14 protein-coding genes are annotated in these 15,933 nt (G+C 52.9%); 11 read left to right on the top strand and 3 right to left on the bottom strand.

Annotated elements, in window-relative coordinates; all coding sequences use genetic code 11:
• Nucleotides 1-230: 230 nt before the first annotated feature.
• Nucleotides 231-1,883, top strand: coding sequence for an SWIM zinc finger family protein (locus NST08_RS01905; protein ID WP_341341394.1), 1,653 nt, complete (start codon nucleotides 231-233; stop codon nucleotides 1,881-1,883).
• Nucleotides 1,880-4,840 carry a DEAD/DEAH box helicase gene (locus NST08_RS01900; protein ID WP_341341393.1) on the top strand — a complete coding sequence of 987 codons (2,961 nt, stop codon included), beginning with the start codon at nucleotides 1,880-1,882 and terminating at the stop codon, nucleotides 4,838-4,840. The genes NST08_RS01905 and NST08_RS01900 overlap by 4 nt, the downstream gene beginning before the upstream one ends.
• A gap of 371 nt (nucleotides 4,841-5,211) precedes the next feature.
• Here the strand turns inward: NST08_RS01900 and NST08_RS01895 are convergent, their stop codons facing one another.
• A complete protein-coding gene (locus tag NST08_RS01895; RefSeq protein WP_007130664.1) occupies nucleotides 5,212-5,571 on the bottom strand; it encodes a DUF3221 domain-containing protein in 360 nt (119 codons plus the stop codon).
• Nucleotides 5,572-5,609: 38 nt separating this feature from the next.
• On the opposite strand from NST08_RS01895, the gene NST08_RS01890 reads away from it, so the two are divergent.
• The 5 genes from NST08_RS01890 (at nucleotide 5,610) to NST08_RS01870 (ending at nucleotide 9,702) form a co-directional block, all read left to right on the top strand.
• Nucleotides 5,610-6,071 (top strand): hypothetical protein, encoded by a 462-nt coding sequence (locus NST08_RS01890; RefSeq protein ID WP_341341392.1) that lies wholly within the window; start codon nucleotides 5,610-5,612, stop codon nucleotides 6,069-6,071.
• A gap of 143 nt (nucleotides 6,072-6,214) precedes the next feature.
• Entirely contained in the window at nucleotides 6,215-6,766 is a 552-nt protein-coding gene (locus tag NST08_RS01885) for a DUF6431 domain-containing protein (RefSeq protein WP_341341391.1), read from the top strand.
• Between the two features lie 41 nt (nucleotides 6,767-6,807).
• A complete protein-coding gene (locus NST08_RS01880) occupies nucleotides 6,808-8,157 on the top strand; it encodes a DDE-type integrase/transposase/recombinase (RefSeq protein ID WP_251537694.1) in 1,350 nt (449 codons plus the stop codon).
• A complete protein-coding gene (locus NST08_RS01875) occupies nucleotides 8,150-8,950 on the top strand; it encodes an ExeA family protein (protein ID WP_251537695.1) in 801 nt (266 codons plus the stop codon). The genes NST08_RS01880 and NST08_RS01875 overlap by 8 nt, the downstream gene beginning before the upstream one ends.
• A gap of 266 nt (nucleotides 8,951-9,216) precedes the next feature.
• Complete coding sequence (locus tag NST08_RS01870; protein ID WP_341341390.1) at nucleotides 9,217-9,702, top strand: hypothetical protein; 486 nt, start codon at nucleotides 9,217-9,219, stop codon at nucleotides 9,700-9,702.
• A gap of 433 nt (nucleotides 9,703-10,135) precedes the next feature.
• Here NST08_RS01870 and NST08_RS01865 read toward each other — a convergent pair whose 3' ends face one another.
• Nucleotides 10,136-10,972 (bottom strand): helix-turn-helix transcriptional regulator, encoded by an 837-nt coding sequence (locus NST08_RS01865; RefSeq protein ID WP_007130666.1) that lies wholly within the window; start codon nucleotides 10,970-10,972, stop codon nucleotides 10,136-10,138.
• Between the two features lie 138 nt (nucleotides 10,973-11,110).
• Here NST08_RS01865 and fabF point away from each other — a divergent pair, with 138 nt between their 5' ends.
• From fabF to NST08_RS01845, 4 genes are all read left to right on the top strand, one after another.
• Nucleotides 11,111-12,355: a beta-ketoacyl-ACP synthase II gene (gene fabF, locus NST08_RS01860; protein ID WP_251536120.1), complete on the top strand. Its 1,245-nt coding sequence runs from the start codon at nucleotides 11,111-11,113 to the stop codon at nucleotides 12,353-12,355.
• Between the two features lie 201 nt (nucleotides 12,356-12,556).
• On the top strand, nucleotides 12,557-13,069 hold the full coding sequence (locus tag NST08_RS01855; RefSeq protein ID WP_007130668.1) for an RNA polymerase sigma factor: 513 nt from the start codon (nucleotides 12,557-12,559) through the stop codon (nucleotides 13,067-13,069).
• A complete protein-coding gene (locus tag NST08_RS01850; protein ID WP_144869606.1) occupies nucleotides 13,069-13,953 on the top strand; it encodes a DUF3298 domain-containing protein in 885 nt (294 codons plus the stop codon). Before NST08_RS01855 ends, NST08_RS01850 begins: the two co-directional genes overlap by 1 nt.
• Before the next feature lie 203 nt (nucleotides 13,954-14,156).
• The gene (locus NST08_RS01845; RefSeq protein WP_144869608.1) at nucleotides 14,157-15,278 is read left to right on the top strand and encodes a stalk domain-containing protein; all 1,122 of its coding nucleotides are present in this window, start codon (nucleotides 14,157-14,159) and stop codon (nucleotides 15,276-15,278) included.
• Between the two features lie 195 nt (nucleotides 15,279-15,473).
• Here NST08_RS01845 and NST08_RS01840 read toward each other — a convergent pair whose 3' ends face one another.
• Nucleotides 15,474-15,893 carry a hypothetical protein gene (locus NST08_RS01840; protein ID WP_144869610.1) on the bottom strand — a complete coding sequence of 140 codons (420 nt, stop codon included), beginning with the start codon at nucleotides 15,891-15,893 and terminating at the stop codon, nucleotides 15,474-15,476.
• Between the last annotated feature and the right edge of the window lie 40 nt (nucleotides 15,894-15,933).

The raw sequence follows: 15,933 nt of genomic DNA, 5'->3' as shown, positions 1-15,933 counted from the left end.
CTGCTTGTCACGCACATCTGCTGCTTGCTGAGGGTATGGAGCTCCCTTTGGCGCGTACGTCTCTCTTCTCCCCTTGGCTTCTAGCCCCCTTCTCTCTTTAGCCCCCTGTTTCATGCATGCTAGGGAATTTTTCCGCTGTTTCGGCCTCTTGGCCTTGTTTCGCCAATTCTGTGAATATGATAGATTAAATGGATACATGGATATAAATTCTCTTAGGAGACTATGCGAACATGAATTCATACTTGACCTTAGACGATATGCAGTGGCAGGAACTCATTCAGCGAACGACCCAGACCTTCAGCGACCTCACGATCAAGAGGGGCTTTCAATATTTCAAGCAAGGCCGCGTCCGCTCAAGCGAGCTGTCCGACCCTTCCTCCGGGGTGATCGATGCCCTCGTACAAGGCTCGGTTGCGGAACCCTATCAGGTCCGGCTTCGCGTCAATTCCCTGAGCGACAGCGAATGCTCATGCCCTGTTGAAGGGGCATGCAAGCATATGGCGGCCGTTCTGCTGGATTACGCCCAGCAGCAAGGGCGGTCCATTCACGCCCTCGTGAATGCACATTCGATGTCCTGGGCCAGCTCCCCCATTACTCCCAACTCTCTACGGCCCAGGACTGCAGCAGGGCAGGCTGCTCCGAGCCCCCCGAAATGGAGAGATAAAGCGGAGCAGCTGCCGACGCTGCCTATTACGGCATGGCATGAGCTGTTCGATATTTGCACGGCTTCGCTCGGAACGAACACCCAAAATTCGTTTTACGCCAAAAACGCCTTGGCCGCCCTTCATCATATCAAGCCGTCTCTGCCTGCCGATCTGGAACCGCTATACGGGCTGCATGCCCATCTCTTTGTACTGGAGAAGCTGGTAAAGCAGCCGGCGAGCGCCTGGAATTCCTCCGGCTCCTATATCGGCTACCATACCCAAGTGGCAGCTGACCACGTCCAAGACCAAATCGGGAGAATCTTAAAAGACGGACTTGAAGACATTGAACCGGGAGAGGCGTTTCGGGAACGCCTGGACGAAACCAAGGCGTATATCCGCAGGAGCATGCTGGTCGAGCCGAGGAACCGGAAGTTTTTTGCCAAGGTCTATATGCAGCTGTGGATCTACTGGATCAGCCCGGTTTACGGGGAGAATCAGCAGACATATGCGGATGAGCTTAAGGAGCTGCAAGCGGCCGAAGGCGATTTCGGCGCATCGCTCTCCCGTGCGGCATGGTTGACGTCACAGAGCCTGATGCACTTCTATATGAGGCAAGACGAGGCGGCCTGGGAGCTGCTCCGGGAAGCGGACAAGCTCAGCACCCTTTCGGCCGAATTCGTGTTGGGCTTCTTCCATATGCTGTATTCGGCTTCCGAGTGGGAACGACTCGCCCGCTGGCTTCCGGAGATCGGCCCGCTGCTTGGCAGCCATCGAAACGAACATCTCAGCCGTTACCAGGACTACTGGGATGCGGTGATCGAGCATGTTCCGGAGGCGGCCGAGCGCATGTGGAATTGCCTTGCCTCCCTGCTTCCATACTCCAAGCACATTTACCAAAATGCGCTCATGACCCACGGCCGCTGGCGGGAGTGGATCGATTATCAGCTGAGCACGGGCAGAGAACCGCTGGAGCTGAGGGTAAGCGAACTTGCGCCTGTTGAGAAGCATGCGCCGGAGCTTCTGCTGCCGTTTTACCACCAGGCGGTCGAACGCTACATTCTCCATAAGAACCGGGACGGCTACAAAGCTGCCGTCAAGCTGCTGAAGCGGTTGGCCAAGCTGTATAAGAAGCTCAAGCAGCAGGAACGCTGGGATTTGTTTATCACGTCCCTGTCCGTCCGCAACAGCAGGCTGCGCGCATTTCAAGAAGAGCTGCGGAGAGGAAAGCTGATATCATGAGCAAATACACGGAAACCATCACGATTCATATGGCTATAAGCGAATTCGGGGACGCGGTGATTTACGGCTCGACCCTGATGCAGGGCTATGCACCCGGAACGTATTTAAAGCATCGCTTATTTGCTTGGCATGAGGACTCCTTCTACGGCACGGAGCTCACGGTCCAATCCGTCTCCGATATCGAGGTCGTCATACTGCCGGCTGAACAGGCCATTCCGTTCTTCGCGGACCTGCAGCTGCTGGAACATATCGAATGGCTGTGGGACGAAGCCTGTATTCCCTTTATCGAATTGGCCCCTGCCCTCGCTGCATGCGCGAGGGACCGCCGCTTCGCCCCCGATTTCGGCGCCTACAAGGCCGGAAAGCTGCAGTGGGTGTGGGATGAGCAGGCTTTAACCCATGAGGGGCAGGAGAAGCTCGCCCTGCTGTGCGCGGACGAAACATGGAATGAGGGACTGCGCGCTTCCTTCTCGGCCTATGTTCACCGCCTATATTATGGAACGGAAGAAGCGGCAGCCGATCTGCGCAGAGAATATCCTTTGCTCTTCACGCCGCAACGGGCGGCGGCTGCCGCCATGGACGCGGCGGCTTGGCTCATCTCCATCGGATGGCGTCCAGATACCGCTCCCTTCCGTCCGCTGCTGCAGCTGCTGGAGCCCGATGAAGAAGAGACGAGTTGGCGTCTTGCGCTTGTGCTGCAGGACAAGCAGGACGCGGCGGCTCTTACCGACGTACGGCTGGCGGAAGACGGAACGGCGCAGGGTGCTTGGCCGGACACATGGGCTGCCCATATCGCCGAGCGCTCTCCCGGCTGGCTCCGAAGCTTGAGAGCGGCCCTGCCGGACCGCTTCTTTGACGGCCATGGTGAACATGTGCTCGGCAAGCCCCTCTCCGATGAGGCCGCCTGGCAGTTTCTGACGGCCGACAGCGCTCGGCTGCTGGAGGCCGGCTGGCAGGTGCTGCTTCCCGCCTGGTGGGAAGCGGCGCGCCGGAAGAAGCCGAAGCTGCGGGCCAAGGTGCGCGCTGGGGAAGGCGAAGCCGCCGGAGGAAGCAGCGGCGGCTCCTTGTTCGGCTTGGATTCGCTGGTCAACTTCGACTGGCGTATCGCGATCGGCGAATCCACGCTGACTGAGGCCGAATTCGCCGACCTTGTCGCCCGGAACGAACGGCTTGTCCGCTTCCGAGGGGAGTGGATTCCGCTCGATCCGGCTCTCGTCGCGCAGATCCGTCAGATGATGGCGGGCATGAACCGCGAAGAGGGGCTGTCCTTCCAAGACATTCTTCAGCTGCATTTACTGGGCAGCAGCGACGAAGCGGAGACGTCCGAAGCCGCCGGGGAATCTCCATCAGACGCAGATCGGGTGAAGCTGGAGGTAGAGCTTAACGAGCATTTCGTGAAGCTGATCGGGCGGCTCGGCCGGCAGGAAGAATGGCCGGAGCTTCCCGTGCCGCCAGACCTTAAGGCCGAGCTTCGAACCTATCAGCGGGACGGCTTTGCATGGCTTGCTTACCTGCGGCATTACGGCCTCGGAGCCTGCCTTGCCGACGACATGGGCCTTGGTAAAACCGTGCAGTTCATCGCATACCTCCTGCATGTGAAGGACACGGTGCGGCAGCGCGGCGAAGAGCCGCTTCCATCGCTGCTGATCTGCCCGACCTCGGTTCTGGGCAATTGGCAGAAGGAGCTGGAGCGCTTTGCACCGACGCTGCGGGTCATGCTTCATTACGGAGGCAAGCGAAGCGGCGGCGAAGCATTTTATCGGATGGCCTATGATGCCGACATCGTGCTGACCTCCTATGCGACCGCCACGCTCGACCAGGAGCTGTTAAGGGACGTCAAGTGGGAGTCCATCGGCATCGACGAGGCCCAGAACATCAAAAACGCAGATACCAAGCAATCCGCCGCTGTCCGCAGCTTTCCCGCAAGGCACCGCGTCGCCTTGACCGGTACGCCGATCGAGAACCGCCTCTCGGAGCTGTGGTCGATCTACGATTTCATCAATCCGGGATATCTCGGCAGTCTCCGCGGATTTACCGTGCGGTTCATTCAACCGATCGAGAAGGACAAGAACGAGCAGCGCACGGCGGAGCTGCAGAAGCTGATCAAGCCGTTCATGCTCCGGCGCAAGAAGAAGGATCCGGCCATTCAGCTCGACCTGCCGGAGAAGAACGAGATGAAGACCTATATTCATCTGACCGCCGAGCAGGGCGCCCTGTACGATCAGACGGTAAGCGGACTGCTGGAGCGGATGCAAAAGCTCGAAGGCATCGAGCGCAAAGGCGCGATCTTGGCCGCCTTGACGCAGTTCAAGCAGCTCTGCGACCATCCTGCCCTGCTGACGAAGGAGCCGCTTCCCGAATTGCCGGGAACGGGCGGGCTTCTCGACACCGAAGCGATCGTGAGCAGATCTGCGAAGCTGGAGCGGCTGCTGTCCATGGTGAAGGAGCTGCGGGAAGAAGACGAGCGCTGCCTGATCTTCACCCAATATATCGGCATGGGCGATATGATGCGCCAGGTGCTGGAGCAAGAGCTTGGCGAGCCGGTGCTCTACCTGAACGGAAGCACGACCAAGCGGGCCCGAGACAGCATGATCGAGCGGTTCCAATCCCGGTCGCTGCCCCCAAATGAACAGCCGAATGTGATGATCCTGTCAATTAAGGCGGGCGGCGTCGGTCTCAACCTGACCGCCGCCAACCACGTGTTCCATTTCGACCGCTGGTGGAACCCGGCCGTTGAGAATCAGGCAACGGACCGGGCCTACCGGATGGGCCAGACCAAGGATGTCCAGGTGTACAAGTTCATCTCTATGGGAACGCTCGAGGAACGGATCGATGAGATGCTGGAGAGCAAGCAGATGCTCAGCGATCAGGTCATCTCAAGCAGCGAAGGCTGGATTACCGAGCTCTCCACCGATGAATTGAAGGAGCTGTTCACGCTGCGGCGGGACTGGGTGTAGGCGAGCAGGAAGCCCTGTATCTAGGTATAGGAAAAGTGAATGGATAGCCGAGGCATCGCACCACGGAATCTGTACCGTTGGTTCCGTCGGAGCCAAACAAGCGAAAACCCACCGCATAGGTTGGAGGCCTTCGGTGGGTTTCCCTGCTAGATATCAAGTTTAACTGCGACGCCGTGGTGTTCACACAGCCTTTGGTTCTTGGAAACTGGACTACCAAACTTGTCTCTTTAACAAGAAAAGCATAAGGGTACAGGCGATCAGAAGATCGGATATATCATTGTAAGCAGCAGTGGGGTCAGGCAACGTCTGAACCGGCTGCTGCTCTTTGATTTGGGAAACATTGTTGCGAATTTTCTCTGCGGAGTAGTATCTTAATTGATTTTTTCAATGCTCTTAACGAATCTAATGGGTGGAAATGATTCTAGTTGGTCAAATCCAGAAGTGATTTTTACTTTTTGTCCTACTTCAATTGATTCGTAAGTCTCTTTTTCAACCAAATAGTACGAAGCTTCAGGTTGGTCTTGTGCTAATTTTACAAAATACTCAAGATTACCTTTTTTCAAATCTTCCTCACTAATATTTTGAAGAACAAAAAGTTTGTACAGGTCATTTTGATCTGTTTTATATACTACAGTACCTTCGTAAACTGGATACTCTTCTTTCTCATCCTTGTTTGAACAGCCAGCTAGTATAAAGATACTAATTAAAATAAACAGAATTATTTTTTTCATAATAAACCTCCTCACAGATGTGAAATAGAATTAGTGCCTTGTCTAAAACTATACCCCATTTTCAAATGAAAAAAGTACTTTATGCAGTTCTATCCGCTTTTAGTTTTGCTTTTTTTATGTTCTTTTATAACCAGCAAGTCTTTGCAGAAGTTGACTTAAAAGAATTAGAAAAAGAAGTATCACAAGAACAAATATCGTCAGAGATGGACGACATCATTGTAATGCAAAATGAAGTAGCTAGTATATTAGGTAGTTATGAAGAAATCCAGAATTATGGAACCGTTTATATTGATCGAGCTAATGGTTTTAAAATTGTTATCGGTTTTAAAAATGAGGACCTTATTACAAACAGAATTAAGAATGTACTGTCTGAGAAACTTGGTGAAAAGGTTGAATTTGCCGTTACAGACATTACTTATAATGAATTAAGCAAAATTAAGGACGATATCTTCGATAACCGCGAAAGTTTGGAGTCTAGTGGTGTTTACGCTGAAGCATAATGCCCGAAAGCTGACGGTGTTGCCTGTCCGGGGATTGACGAATATAATGTCCGTATCACAGAAAAGGAAAAGGATGCCTCCATATAGCGTGAGCCTGTTCGCGCAAGCTCACTGGAGACATCCCCTCACAAAACGTATGATCATTGTATCAAATTACGAGCTGGTTGAGAAGATCCCCGGCGTTTTTTGTTAGGTGTGCAGAAATTGTTCCTAGTCCTTGTTGCATTGCGAGTTTGACGGTGATCGGGAGCCGAAAACGGAAGCTTGTACATGCTACGGGAGAAAAGAGCGTCTTGGTCATCCGAAGACTACGTTGTACGGCTTGCCGGAAGATTCATCATGAGTTACCGGACTGCATTGTGCCTTACAAGCGTTACGAATCAGAATGTGTGGAGAATGTCATTGCGTCTGAACCCACGGAAGTAGATGTTGCCGCAGACAACTCCACACTGTACCGTTGGCGGACTTGGCTTTGCTCAATGGCTACCTACTGGTTAGGGTGCCTAGAGTCCATCGCCATTCGCTTTCATCTAGATGTTGTGAAGGAACCGTCCGCACCTTCACAAACTGCACACCATAGATTCGGACGTTATGTCGGAGATGCCGATGGATGGCTAGCAAGAGTTGTCCGACCTGTTGTGAATTCAAAATTGTGGGTACATACCCGTTCTGCATTCTTGTCCGAAGCCCTCTGAGATAGACTCGTAAACGAATCTACCAAAAGAGGTGTAAACGGATGAAAGATCAGAAGAAAGCGGAACAGATCGCTGCGGATCGTGTGCAGCTCCTTGCCCCGTTGCTTACGGAAGGGCTCGACCCGGCAAAGGCGAGGGAAATCAAGCAAAGAATTTGCGAGCAAATCGGAATATCGGAGAGAACGCTGCGGCGGTATTTAGCAGCCTACCGGCAAGATGGCTTTGGCGGATTAAAGCCGAAGAGCAAAGGAAAACAACCCACAGCCCCCGCCATTCCACCGGAGGTCTTGGAGCAAGCGATCTTGCTGCGGCGGGAAGTGCCAAGTCGCAGTGTTGCCCAGATCATTCAGATCTTGGAATGGGAAGGCCGCGTTAAGCCAGGTCAAATCAAACGGAGCACGCTTCAAGAGAAGCTCACTGAACGTGGTTATAGCACAAGGCATATGCGAATGTATGCAAACTCAGGTGTAGCGGCTCGACGATTCCAACAGCCACACCGCAATCGTCTATGGCACTCGGACATAAAGTACGGTCCGTATCTGCCCATTGGACCGGACGGAGCGATGAAACAAGTGTTTCTCGTTACCTTTATCGACGACGCGACGAGGTTTGTCCTGCACGGTGAGTTTTACCCGGTCATGGACAAGACGATCATTGAAGACAGCTTCCGAAAGGCCATTCAGAAGTACGGTGTTCCGGAAGCCGTGTACTTCGACAACGGGAAGCAGTATCGAACTAAGTGGATGACGCGAACGTGCTCCAAGCTCGGCATTCGCCTTCTGTTTGCTAGGCCATACTCGCCCGAATCAACCGGGAAAGTTGAACGCTTCAACCGGGTGGTAGATTCTTTCCTTAGCGAAGCAGCACTTGAAAAACCAAAGACGCTTGACCGCCTGAATGAATTGTTCGAAGTTTGGCTTTCGGAATGCTACCAGAACAAGCCGCATTCAGCACTTGACAAACGAAGCCCTGAAACCGCCTTTCGAAGTGACAAGAAGGCGCTTCGGTTTGTGGAACTAGAGATACTCGCCAATGCATTCCTTCATTGCGAAACCCGCAAAGTCGACAAAACCGGGTGCATCAGCTTCTTGGAGCGTAAATATGAAGTGGGGCTTCCGTTCATCGGATGTACCGTGGATGTCGTGTATGACCCGGCGGACATCACCGAGCTCGTGATCGAGTACGAAGGTCACGAACCATGGAAGGTAAAGGAACTCGTAATCGGGGAACGTGTCGGGAAACGTCCTCCACTGCCGGATCAACTTCAGCCGCTGCCGGCAGATTCATCGCGGCTGTTAAGCGTTGCTGAAGTACAAAGTCGCGGGCGCCGCGCTGAGCAAGTGCCGGCCATCAGCTTCCGTAAGAAAGGCAAGGTGAATGGCAATGTTTGAGGCATTCTATGAGCTTAGCCGTTCACCGTTCTCCAGGGACATTCTGCCTAGTGAGTTATATGAGTCGGAAATTTTGGAGGAGACGCTGGGGCGGCTAGAATATGCGGCAGAACGGCAATGGTTTGCGGTCGTGACCGGTGACTGCGGAACCGGAAAGACAACAACGATTCGGCGGTTTGCCGAAGAACTGGATCCTGCGAAGTTCAAGGTGCTCTATCTGTCGGATTCAAAACTGACACCGCGGCACTTCTACAAGGGGCTGCTGGAACAACTCGGTTGTGAATCGAAGTTTTATCGCGGGGATGCGAAACGTCAGCTGCATCGAGAGATCGAGCTCATGCGGGGAATTCATGGACTGCAGCCCGTCGTGGTCGTGGATGAAAGTCATCTTTTGGACCGAGAGATGCTGGAGGAAGTTCGCTTTCTACTAAATTTCAAGATGGATGCTCAAAGCCCAATGGCCCTCATCCTCGTCGGGCAAAGTGAATTGTGGGATCGCATTAACCTACAAGCCTACGCTGCGATTCGTCAACGCATCGATCTTCAATGCAAACTTCCGCATTATGACCGGGCCCAAACAGGAGCCTACATCGAGAGACACATGACTTATGCCGGTGCGGAACGAGACATCTTCACTGACGGAGCTATTGACGACATCTATCGTTACTCTGGCGGAGCAGCTAGGCTAATTAACAAAGTATGTACTCATTGCATGCTCTACGGCGCACAGAACAAACACCGCATTATCGACGATCATATGGTTAAGCGCGTCATTCAGGGAGAATTATCATAATTCTCCCTCTCGTATATCCGGATGCGGTCAGATTAACCGTCAATAGCAGGATAACTTACACCATCAATCTCCGGACATTATGCGTTAGCAATAACACTAGTGGTATTCACATTACTTCTGTTGGTGTAGATGAAGAAAACAACAAAGTCAATGTAATTGCTAATAAGGTAGATAATCTATCAATTGCCTCTCAATTATTCGAGGAAAAATACGGTGGGACAGATGATATTATAAATTTTGTTTTTGACCCTGAAGCAAAAAACTACATGGAATTTTCCAGAAGGGATAATCATAGTATTTTAGGTGGTGGAATCGGGTTACAGCTTCCCGATGGCGGTACTTGTTCAACAGCATTCACTGCTACGCAAGGGAATACTAAATTTTTGGCTACAGCTGGGCACTGTCTTAATGGTGATGGATCGATAATAAGACAGTGGAGTAATAATGTAGGTACTGACCATGTGAGTTACTTTCAGTCCCGCGGTTTCGACATAGGATTAATCAATGTAACTAATTCAGGTAGAAAGATATCGAATTATATATTTGCTAATGCTGTAACTTACTATGATGCGAAATATACCAACTCAGGTTCTTTCTTAATGAATCAATACGTGTGTAAGGCAGGAATTACGACTAATTATACTTGTGGACAGGTACAGGAAACGAGTACAAGTTATAAAGATGACGTAACAGGAGTTACAGTTAAGGACGTTGTAAAAATATATGCGACTGGTAATACTACAGAATTCTAGACCCGGTGACAGCGGCGCAACTACTTGGGCTGGAGAAGTATTATTAGGGGTTCATAGTGGTGGTGGAGATACTAGTACACTCTCTTGGGGATATGCTGCAAAAACAAGTAAGGTAGCAGAACATTTTGGATCAGACTTTACAATTTATAAGTCATCTAACCCACTTTAAAAGTAATTTAACGCTAATGAAAAACGAGGTGCGATAAATATATGCACCTCGTTATTATGCAAAAAAGTCTTGATAAGTTGGCCGCCTTCGGTGGGTTCTCCTGCTAGATATCAAGTTTAACTGCGACGCCGTGGTGTTCGCACAGCCTTTGTTCCTTAGAGCCTTCACCGTTCGCAGCGGTGAGGGTTCTTTTTTATTATAGTTTCATTATTACCCTGATTATGCGTTTCAAGCTATATACGCACTGTGTATACGACATGATCGCTACTCCTCCATCAGCTGCCGCAGCTTCGCTTCCGTATTCGTGTCCGGTGCAGGCGTGTAGATGCTGCAGCGCAGGTCGGCATTCCCGTACACCTTCAGCGAGGTGAGCTCGTACACCATTTTTCCGGCCTTCGCATGCCTGAATTCCAGATGCACCTCCGGCGCGTAGCTGACCTGGCTCTCCTCCCACATCCGGGTAAAATCCGGATTCTTCCGTTTCATTTCTTCCAGAAATCGGTCATACCATTCATCTCCGACATATTGTCCGTAGTAGGACCGGAACATCGCCAGATAACCGCTGGCGAACTGCTCCCAGTTCACGGCCAGCCGCCGGAATTCGCGGCGTGTGAACAGCAGGCGGATCATATTCCGTTCCTCCGGCGGAATCCGGTCGAAATCCAGGAATACGAAGGCTGCGGCCCGGTTCCACCCGACGATGTTGCACATCCGGTCGGAGATCACGACAGGGCACAGCTTGAGCTCTGTCATGATCTTCTGCAGCGAAGGACTGATCTGAACGGCTTCCTGCTGAACGGGGTACACTTCCCCGCCCCCCTCAAATGCCAAGGAGTACAAATACCGCCGCTCATCCGCATTCAGCTGCAGCGCATTCGCAACGCAATCCAGCACGGACGAGGACACCTGAATGTCCCGTCCCTGCTCCAGCCATGTATACCAGGTGGTGCTGACGCCGGCCAGCTGCGCCACTTCTTCCCGGCGCAATCCCGGCGTTCTTCTGCGCGTGCCTGGCGGCAAGCCGACGGATTCCGGCGATATTTTGGCCCGCTGGCCTTTCAGGAACGCCGACAGCGCCTGCAGCCTGATTTGAGAGTTCATACCAGTCCCCCCTCGCTATCCAGCTCAGGATAGCAGTAATTATACTAGGATAAACGCTATCTTGTAATAGGATATAACTAATGACATTATAGCCTTAAGCAAGACAAGATATAAAGTCTTAGAGGAGGCTGGAATCTTATGGAAAGAGTCGTAATTACGGGCATGGGCGTCATTTCGCCGCTCGGCAATGACACCGAAACCTTCTGGTCGAGATTGTCACGGGGAGAGTCCGGCATATCGCCTATTGATACATTTGATACCTTAAAGCATAAAGTGAAAATAGCAGGCACCGTCAAAGGATTTGATCCAAACGAACGATTCGGCGCGAAGGAAGCCCGCCGTATGGACCGCTTCTGCCAGTTCGCCTTGGCAGCGGCCGATCAGGCCGTGTCCAGCTCCGGGCTGGACCTGACCCAGGTCAACCGGGAGCGCATGGGCGTCTACGTCGGCTCCGGCATCGGCGGCATCCAGACGCTCATGAATCAAAGCGAAACATTGGCCACGCGGGGGCCGGAGCGAATAAGTCCTACGCTCGTGCCGATGATGATCCCCAACATGGCTGCCGCCATGATCAGCATTCGGTACGGGACGTTAGGGCCGACGCTCGCTCCGGTGACCGCCTGCTCGATCGGGAACACCGCCATCGGCGAGGCCTTTTATCACATCCAGGCTGGCCGCTCGGATGTCATCATTGCAGGTGGTACGGAAGCGGCTCTGACCGGCATATCCGTCGCCAGCTTCGCGAACGCAACCGCCCTCTCTACCCGGGAAGGCGATCCCGCCCGCGCCAGCCGTCCGTTCGACGCGGATCGCGACGGCTTCGTCATGGCGGAGGGCGCCGGCATCCTGATTCTGGAGTCGCTTACGCATGCCAAACGCAGAGGCGCTCCCATCCTTGGCGAAGTGATCGGCTACGGCGCCAGCTCGGACGCCTATCATATGGTCGCTACTCCTGCGGATGGTGAAGGAGCTGCCCGGGCGATGAGAGCTGCGCTCGCCGAAGCACGACTGTCGCCGGCCGATATCGATGTTATCAGCGCCCATGCTACGAGCACCGTCATTGGCGACCGTTCGGAAACGGCGGCCATCAAGCAGGTATTCGGGGAGCATGCGTACCGGATTCCGGTGACGGCCAACAAATCGATGACCGGCCATATGCTTGGCGCCTCGGGCGGCATCGAAGCGATCGCGCTCGTCAAATCACTGCAAGAGGGCGTCATTCCGCCCACCATCAATCTGGAAACGCCAGACCCCGAGTGCGATCTCGATTATGTACCGAACCGGGCCAGACGCTCCGATGGTCTGCGGATCGGCATCTCCAATTCGTTCGGCTTCGGCGGGCATAATTCCGCGATTATTATCCAAAAATATGAAGGTGAATAGAAGTTAGCGTCAGGACCCCGGTGAAGCTGGGGTCTTTTGCTTGTTGCGCGGCTTTCTCTGCCTGCTAAATCGTGGACGGTCGCAGCAGACCAAAATTTTTTTTAAGCTAATCAAACTTTTCAAACCACTCGCACGTCTTGCTTCCGTAAGGCAATTGCAATTGATGGTTACCCGCGCGGGCCCAAAGGAGTGTCTGATTACATGAGAGGCGGCCGGAAGCTGGAGAAGCTTCTAATCCAATGCATCACCGAAAACCAGGAAAGGGCATATCGACTGGCTTACAGCTATGTCCGCAACAAAGAGGATGCCCTCGACATCGTACAGGACGCCATCCACAAAGCGTTCATGTCCATGGAAAACCTAAAGCATACGGGTTCATTAAAAAGCTGGTTTTTCCGGATCGTTGTGACAACATCCCTGGATTTCATACGAAAACAGAAAAAAGTCCAAATCATGGACGATGAAAAACTGGAGGTCGTGCTGCCAAGCAGCCAAGACCATTATCCGAATCTGGACCTGGCAAGATCACTGGATGAACTGCCGGACAAATACCGGATCGTGATTATCCTCCGCTTTTTTGAAGATATGAAGATCGAAGAAATTGCCGAAGTGCTCCATGAGAATCTCAGTACCGTGAAAACAAGGCTCTATCAAGGACTGCAGAAGCTTCGGGTGAACATGAGCGAGGAAGACCAAGAGGAGGAGCGACGATAATGCATGACAAGCTGAATAGGATGAAGCAGGAGTATGAGTCCATTCCTATTCCCGATGAATTAAACGAGATGGTGAACAGAACGATCGCCTCCCGGCGAAAAAAAATAAAGGCCATGCCCTGGCTCGCCAGCGCCGCGGCTGCATGCATCCTGCTGTTTGCCGGCGTAAACGCCAGCCCGGCCTTCGCCCAGGCGCTGTCTGAAGTGCCGGTGCTCGGGAAGATCGTCAAGGTGATCACCATCCGGGAATATGCCGAGCAGAACGAAAACACCGATGTGCATCTTAAAACGCCCGGCATTGCCGGCACCGGCGATCCTGAGCTGGAGCAGTCCCTAAATACCAAGTATTTGGAGGAAAACAGGAGGCTGTACGAGGACTTTAAGGATGAAGTGGCTCAGCTGGAAAAAGGCGGGGGCGGACATCTCGGGCTGGAAAGCGGCTATGAAGTTGTCACCGATACGGATCGGCTGCTGACCCTCTCCCGTTATGTCGTCGAATCGGCCGGATCATCCGCCGAATCCCGCAAATACGATACGATCGATAAAATCAATCACATCGTCATCACGCTGCCGAGCCTCTTCAGCGACGACCGCTATATCCAAGCGATCAGCGACAATATTAAAGAGCAAATGCGTCAGCAGATGAAGGACGACCCTAACAAGGTCTACTGGGTTCAGCAGCCGGGCATCGAACCCGATATGCCGGAAGAGGAGATGTTCCGAAGCATCGCGAAGGATCAGAACTTCTACATTAATCAGGACGGCAAGCTGGTCATCAGCTTCGATGAATATGACGTAGCGCCGGGCTACATGGGCGTTGTGGAATTCACGATTCCGACGGAGGCGATCCAGGACTTGCTCGTCAGCAACGAGTATATCAAATAACTAATAAGAAGCCGTTTTGTACCGCGCAATAGCTCCACAGTGTACGGTGTGGCGTCACATGTCGGGAAATCAACCACATGAATGGCGCCGCGTAAGGGAGCAGGAAATCGCCTCGGGCGAGCCCCGGCTGGGCATGATTCCAATGTAACAACTAACAACTACTGTACGACTATATCCTTTTTTAACACCAGGAGGTAATTACGATGAAAACGATGCAGCATACAACAAAATGGACCAAAACCTTGGTTGCGGCCGGCTTGGCAGGCATTCTGATGGTTTCCGCTTCCGGGCTTCCTTCCGCTCATGTCCATGCACAGGCCAAGGCCGCTTCCGGCAACGGACGGATCACGGCTCCCGCGCTTGCCGCGCCGCTGGTTACCAGCAAGACGCTCCAATCCACCGAGAAATGGCTCGAGGCCGATATCACCATTCCCGTATTCCAAGGGCTCGCCGACACCAAATATCAGGATCAGCTGAACGATATCATTGAATCCCATGCCTTCAAGGATCTCGCAATATGGGAACAGGAGGCCGCGGCATCCGCAGCTCTGGCCCAAAAGAACGGCTACGCCATGCATCCCTACCAGCTGCTGATTCAATATGAGCTGACATCAGACGGCTCGGACAACGGTCTGTTCTCCCTGAAAATCACGACGGAGGGGGCCGGCATGAACAATCCGGATACCCGTATCGATACGTACAACTTCACGAATGAGGCCGAAGCGAAGCGCGTAACGCTTGCGGACCTGTTCGGCAGTAAGTACCCATCCATTCTGGATGCGCATATTAAATCCGCGATCGCTGCAGACCAAGAGCGCTATTTTGATGGGGAGGACGGCTTTCAGGGTGTAGATCCCGAGCAGAGCTTTTACGTGAAGGGCGGCAAAGCGTACATCGTGTTCCAAGAATACAGCATCGCCCCGGGATCGACCGGCACGCCCGAATTTGCCGTGAAGCTTCCGGACCGTAAGGAGGAAGTGCACGGAGCTGTCCAATCGATCATTCCTTCCGGCAAGCATTACATCGGCAAAGACGGCAAGATCATGGTGCCGTTGGCAAGCGCCCTGCGCCAGCTGCAGTTCGACGTTGCATGGAACGGCAAGCGCAAAGCCGCCGACATTTCCAAAGGAGCCCTCCGGAGCTCCATCAGCTTGAACAAGGACAGCTACTTTCTTGGAAAAAAAGCTCCCCGCAAGCTCGGTGCAGCACCGGAGATGAGAAACGGACACGTATACGTGCCGCTTGAGTTCCTGTCCGACATTCTGAACTTGAAGGTCATCCAAGACAAGCACGGTCAGATCACGATCTCCCTCGCAGGAAAATAAAAAAACGCGCTTCAGTCCTTCTACACGCCCTCATATTACAGTACATTAAGAGACCGCCCGCATTCATTTGCGCGAGCGGTCTCTTTTTCACGGCCAAAACGCCTATTCTCTCGTCGAAGCGACGATGTTTAAGGCACCTTCCGAACCGTCATCATTATAAACATACAGATGGTATTCGCCCCATGACTGCTTCCCCTACGCCCTTTTCAAATACTCCCGATAACCCCACAGGGCTTCATCCAGCTGGCCTTCGCCTTCCAGCAGCACCATGACCGCATAAGAGATCATGTCAATCCATTCCTCGATTGTTTCCTCTTGGTCGGCCGTCAAGAGCCCATTCCTCCGCAGCATCCCCTCCGGATACACCGCCCAGGCCGTTGCCAGTTGGCAGATGCTCCAGAAGCAAGCGATGATCTCCCGATCCAGCGCCGGTTGGCCAAGGTCATCAGCCAGCACCTCGATGATCTGCATCAACTCGTGAAAGTTCTCCTCCACCAGCTCGCCGTTGAACGGGCGCAGCATGCCGAGAAACCCGCGCTGCATCTTCGGATGCTCGAGGTCTTCATGCACGAAAGCGTGACATTTCAGAAGGAATACGGCATGCTCTCGATCCATTTTGTTTCACCCCATGTTGTTTATGTATAAAGGAGAGCCT

It is taken from the genome of Paenibacillus sp. FSL K6-1566 (assembly GCF_038050475.1).
Taxonomy (GTDB): domain Bacteria; phylum Bacillota; class Bacilli; order Paenibacillales; family Paenibacillaceae; genus Paenibacillus_AQ; species Paenibacillus_AQ lactis.
This window is presented reverse-complemented; position numbering and strand designations above follow the sequence as displayed.

Coding starts and splice junctions, on each gene's coding strand:
- NST08_RS01870 (WP_341341390.1), top strand. CDS start 9,217: ATGGAATTTTCCAGAAGGGATAATCATAGTATTTTAGGTGGTGGAATC.
- NST08_RS01875 (WP_251537695.1), top strand. CDS start 8,150: ATGTTTGAGGCATTCTATGAGCTTAGCCGTTCACCGTTCTCCAGGGAC.
- NST08_RS01845 (WP_144869608.1), top strand. CDS start 14,157: ATGAAAACGATGCAGCATACAACAAAATGGACCAAAACCTTGGTTGCG.
- NST08_RS01865 (WP_007130666.1), bottom strand. CDS start 10,972: ATGAACTCTCAAATCAGGCTGCAGGCGCTGTCGGCGTTCCTGAAAGGC.
- NST08_RS01880 (WP_251537694.1), top strand. CDS start 6,808: ATGAAAGATCAGAAGAAAGCGGAACAGATCGCTGCGGATCGTGTGCAG.
- NST08_RS01900 (WP_341341393.1), top strand. CDS start 1,880: ATGAGCAAATACACGGAAACCATCACGATTCATATGGCTATAAGCGAA.
- NST08_RS01850 (WP_144869606.1), top strand. CDS start 13,069: ATGCATGACAAGCTGAATAGGATGAAGCAGGAGTATGAGTCCATTCCT.
- NST08_RS01840 (WP_144869610.1), bottom strand. CDS start 15,893: ATGGATCGAGAGCATGCCGTATTCCTTCTGAAATGTCACGCTTTCGTG.
- fabF (WP_251536120.1), top strand. CDS start 11,111: ATGGAAAGAGTCGTAATTACGGGCATGGGCGTCATTTCGCCGCTCGGC.
- NST08_RS01895 (WP_007130664.1), bottom strand. CDS start 5,571: ATGAAAAAAATAATTCTGTTTATTTTAATTAGTATCTTTATACTAGCT.
- NST08_RS01905 (WP_341341394.1), top strand. CDS start 231: ATGAATTCATACTTGACCTTAGACGATATGCAGTGGCAGGAACTCATT.
- NST08_RS01855 (WP_007130668.1), top strand. CDS start 12,557: ATGAGAGGCGGCCGGAAGCTGGAGAAGCTTCTAATCCAATGCATCACC.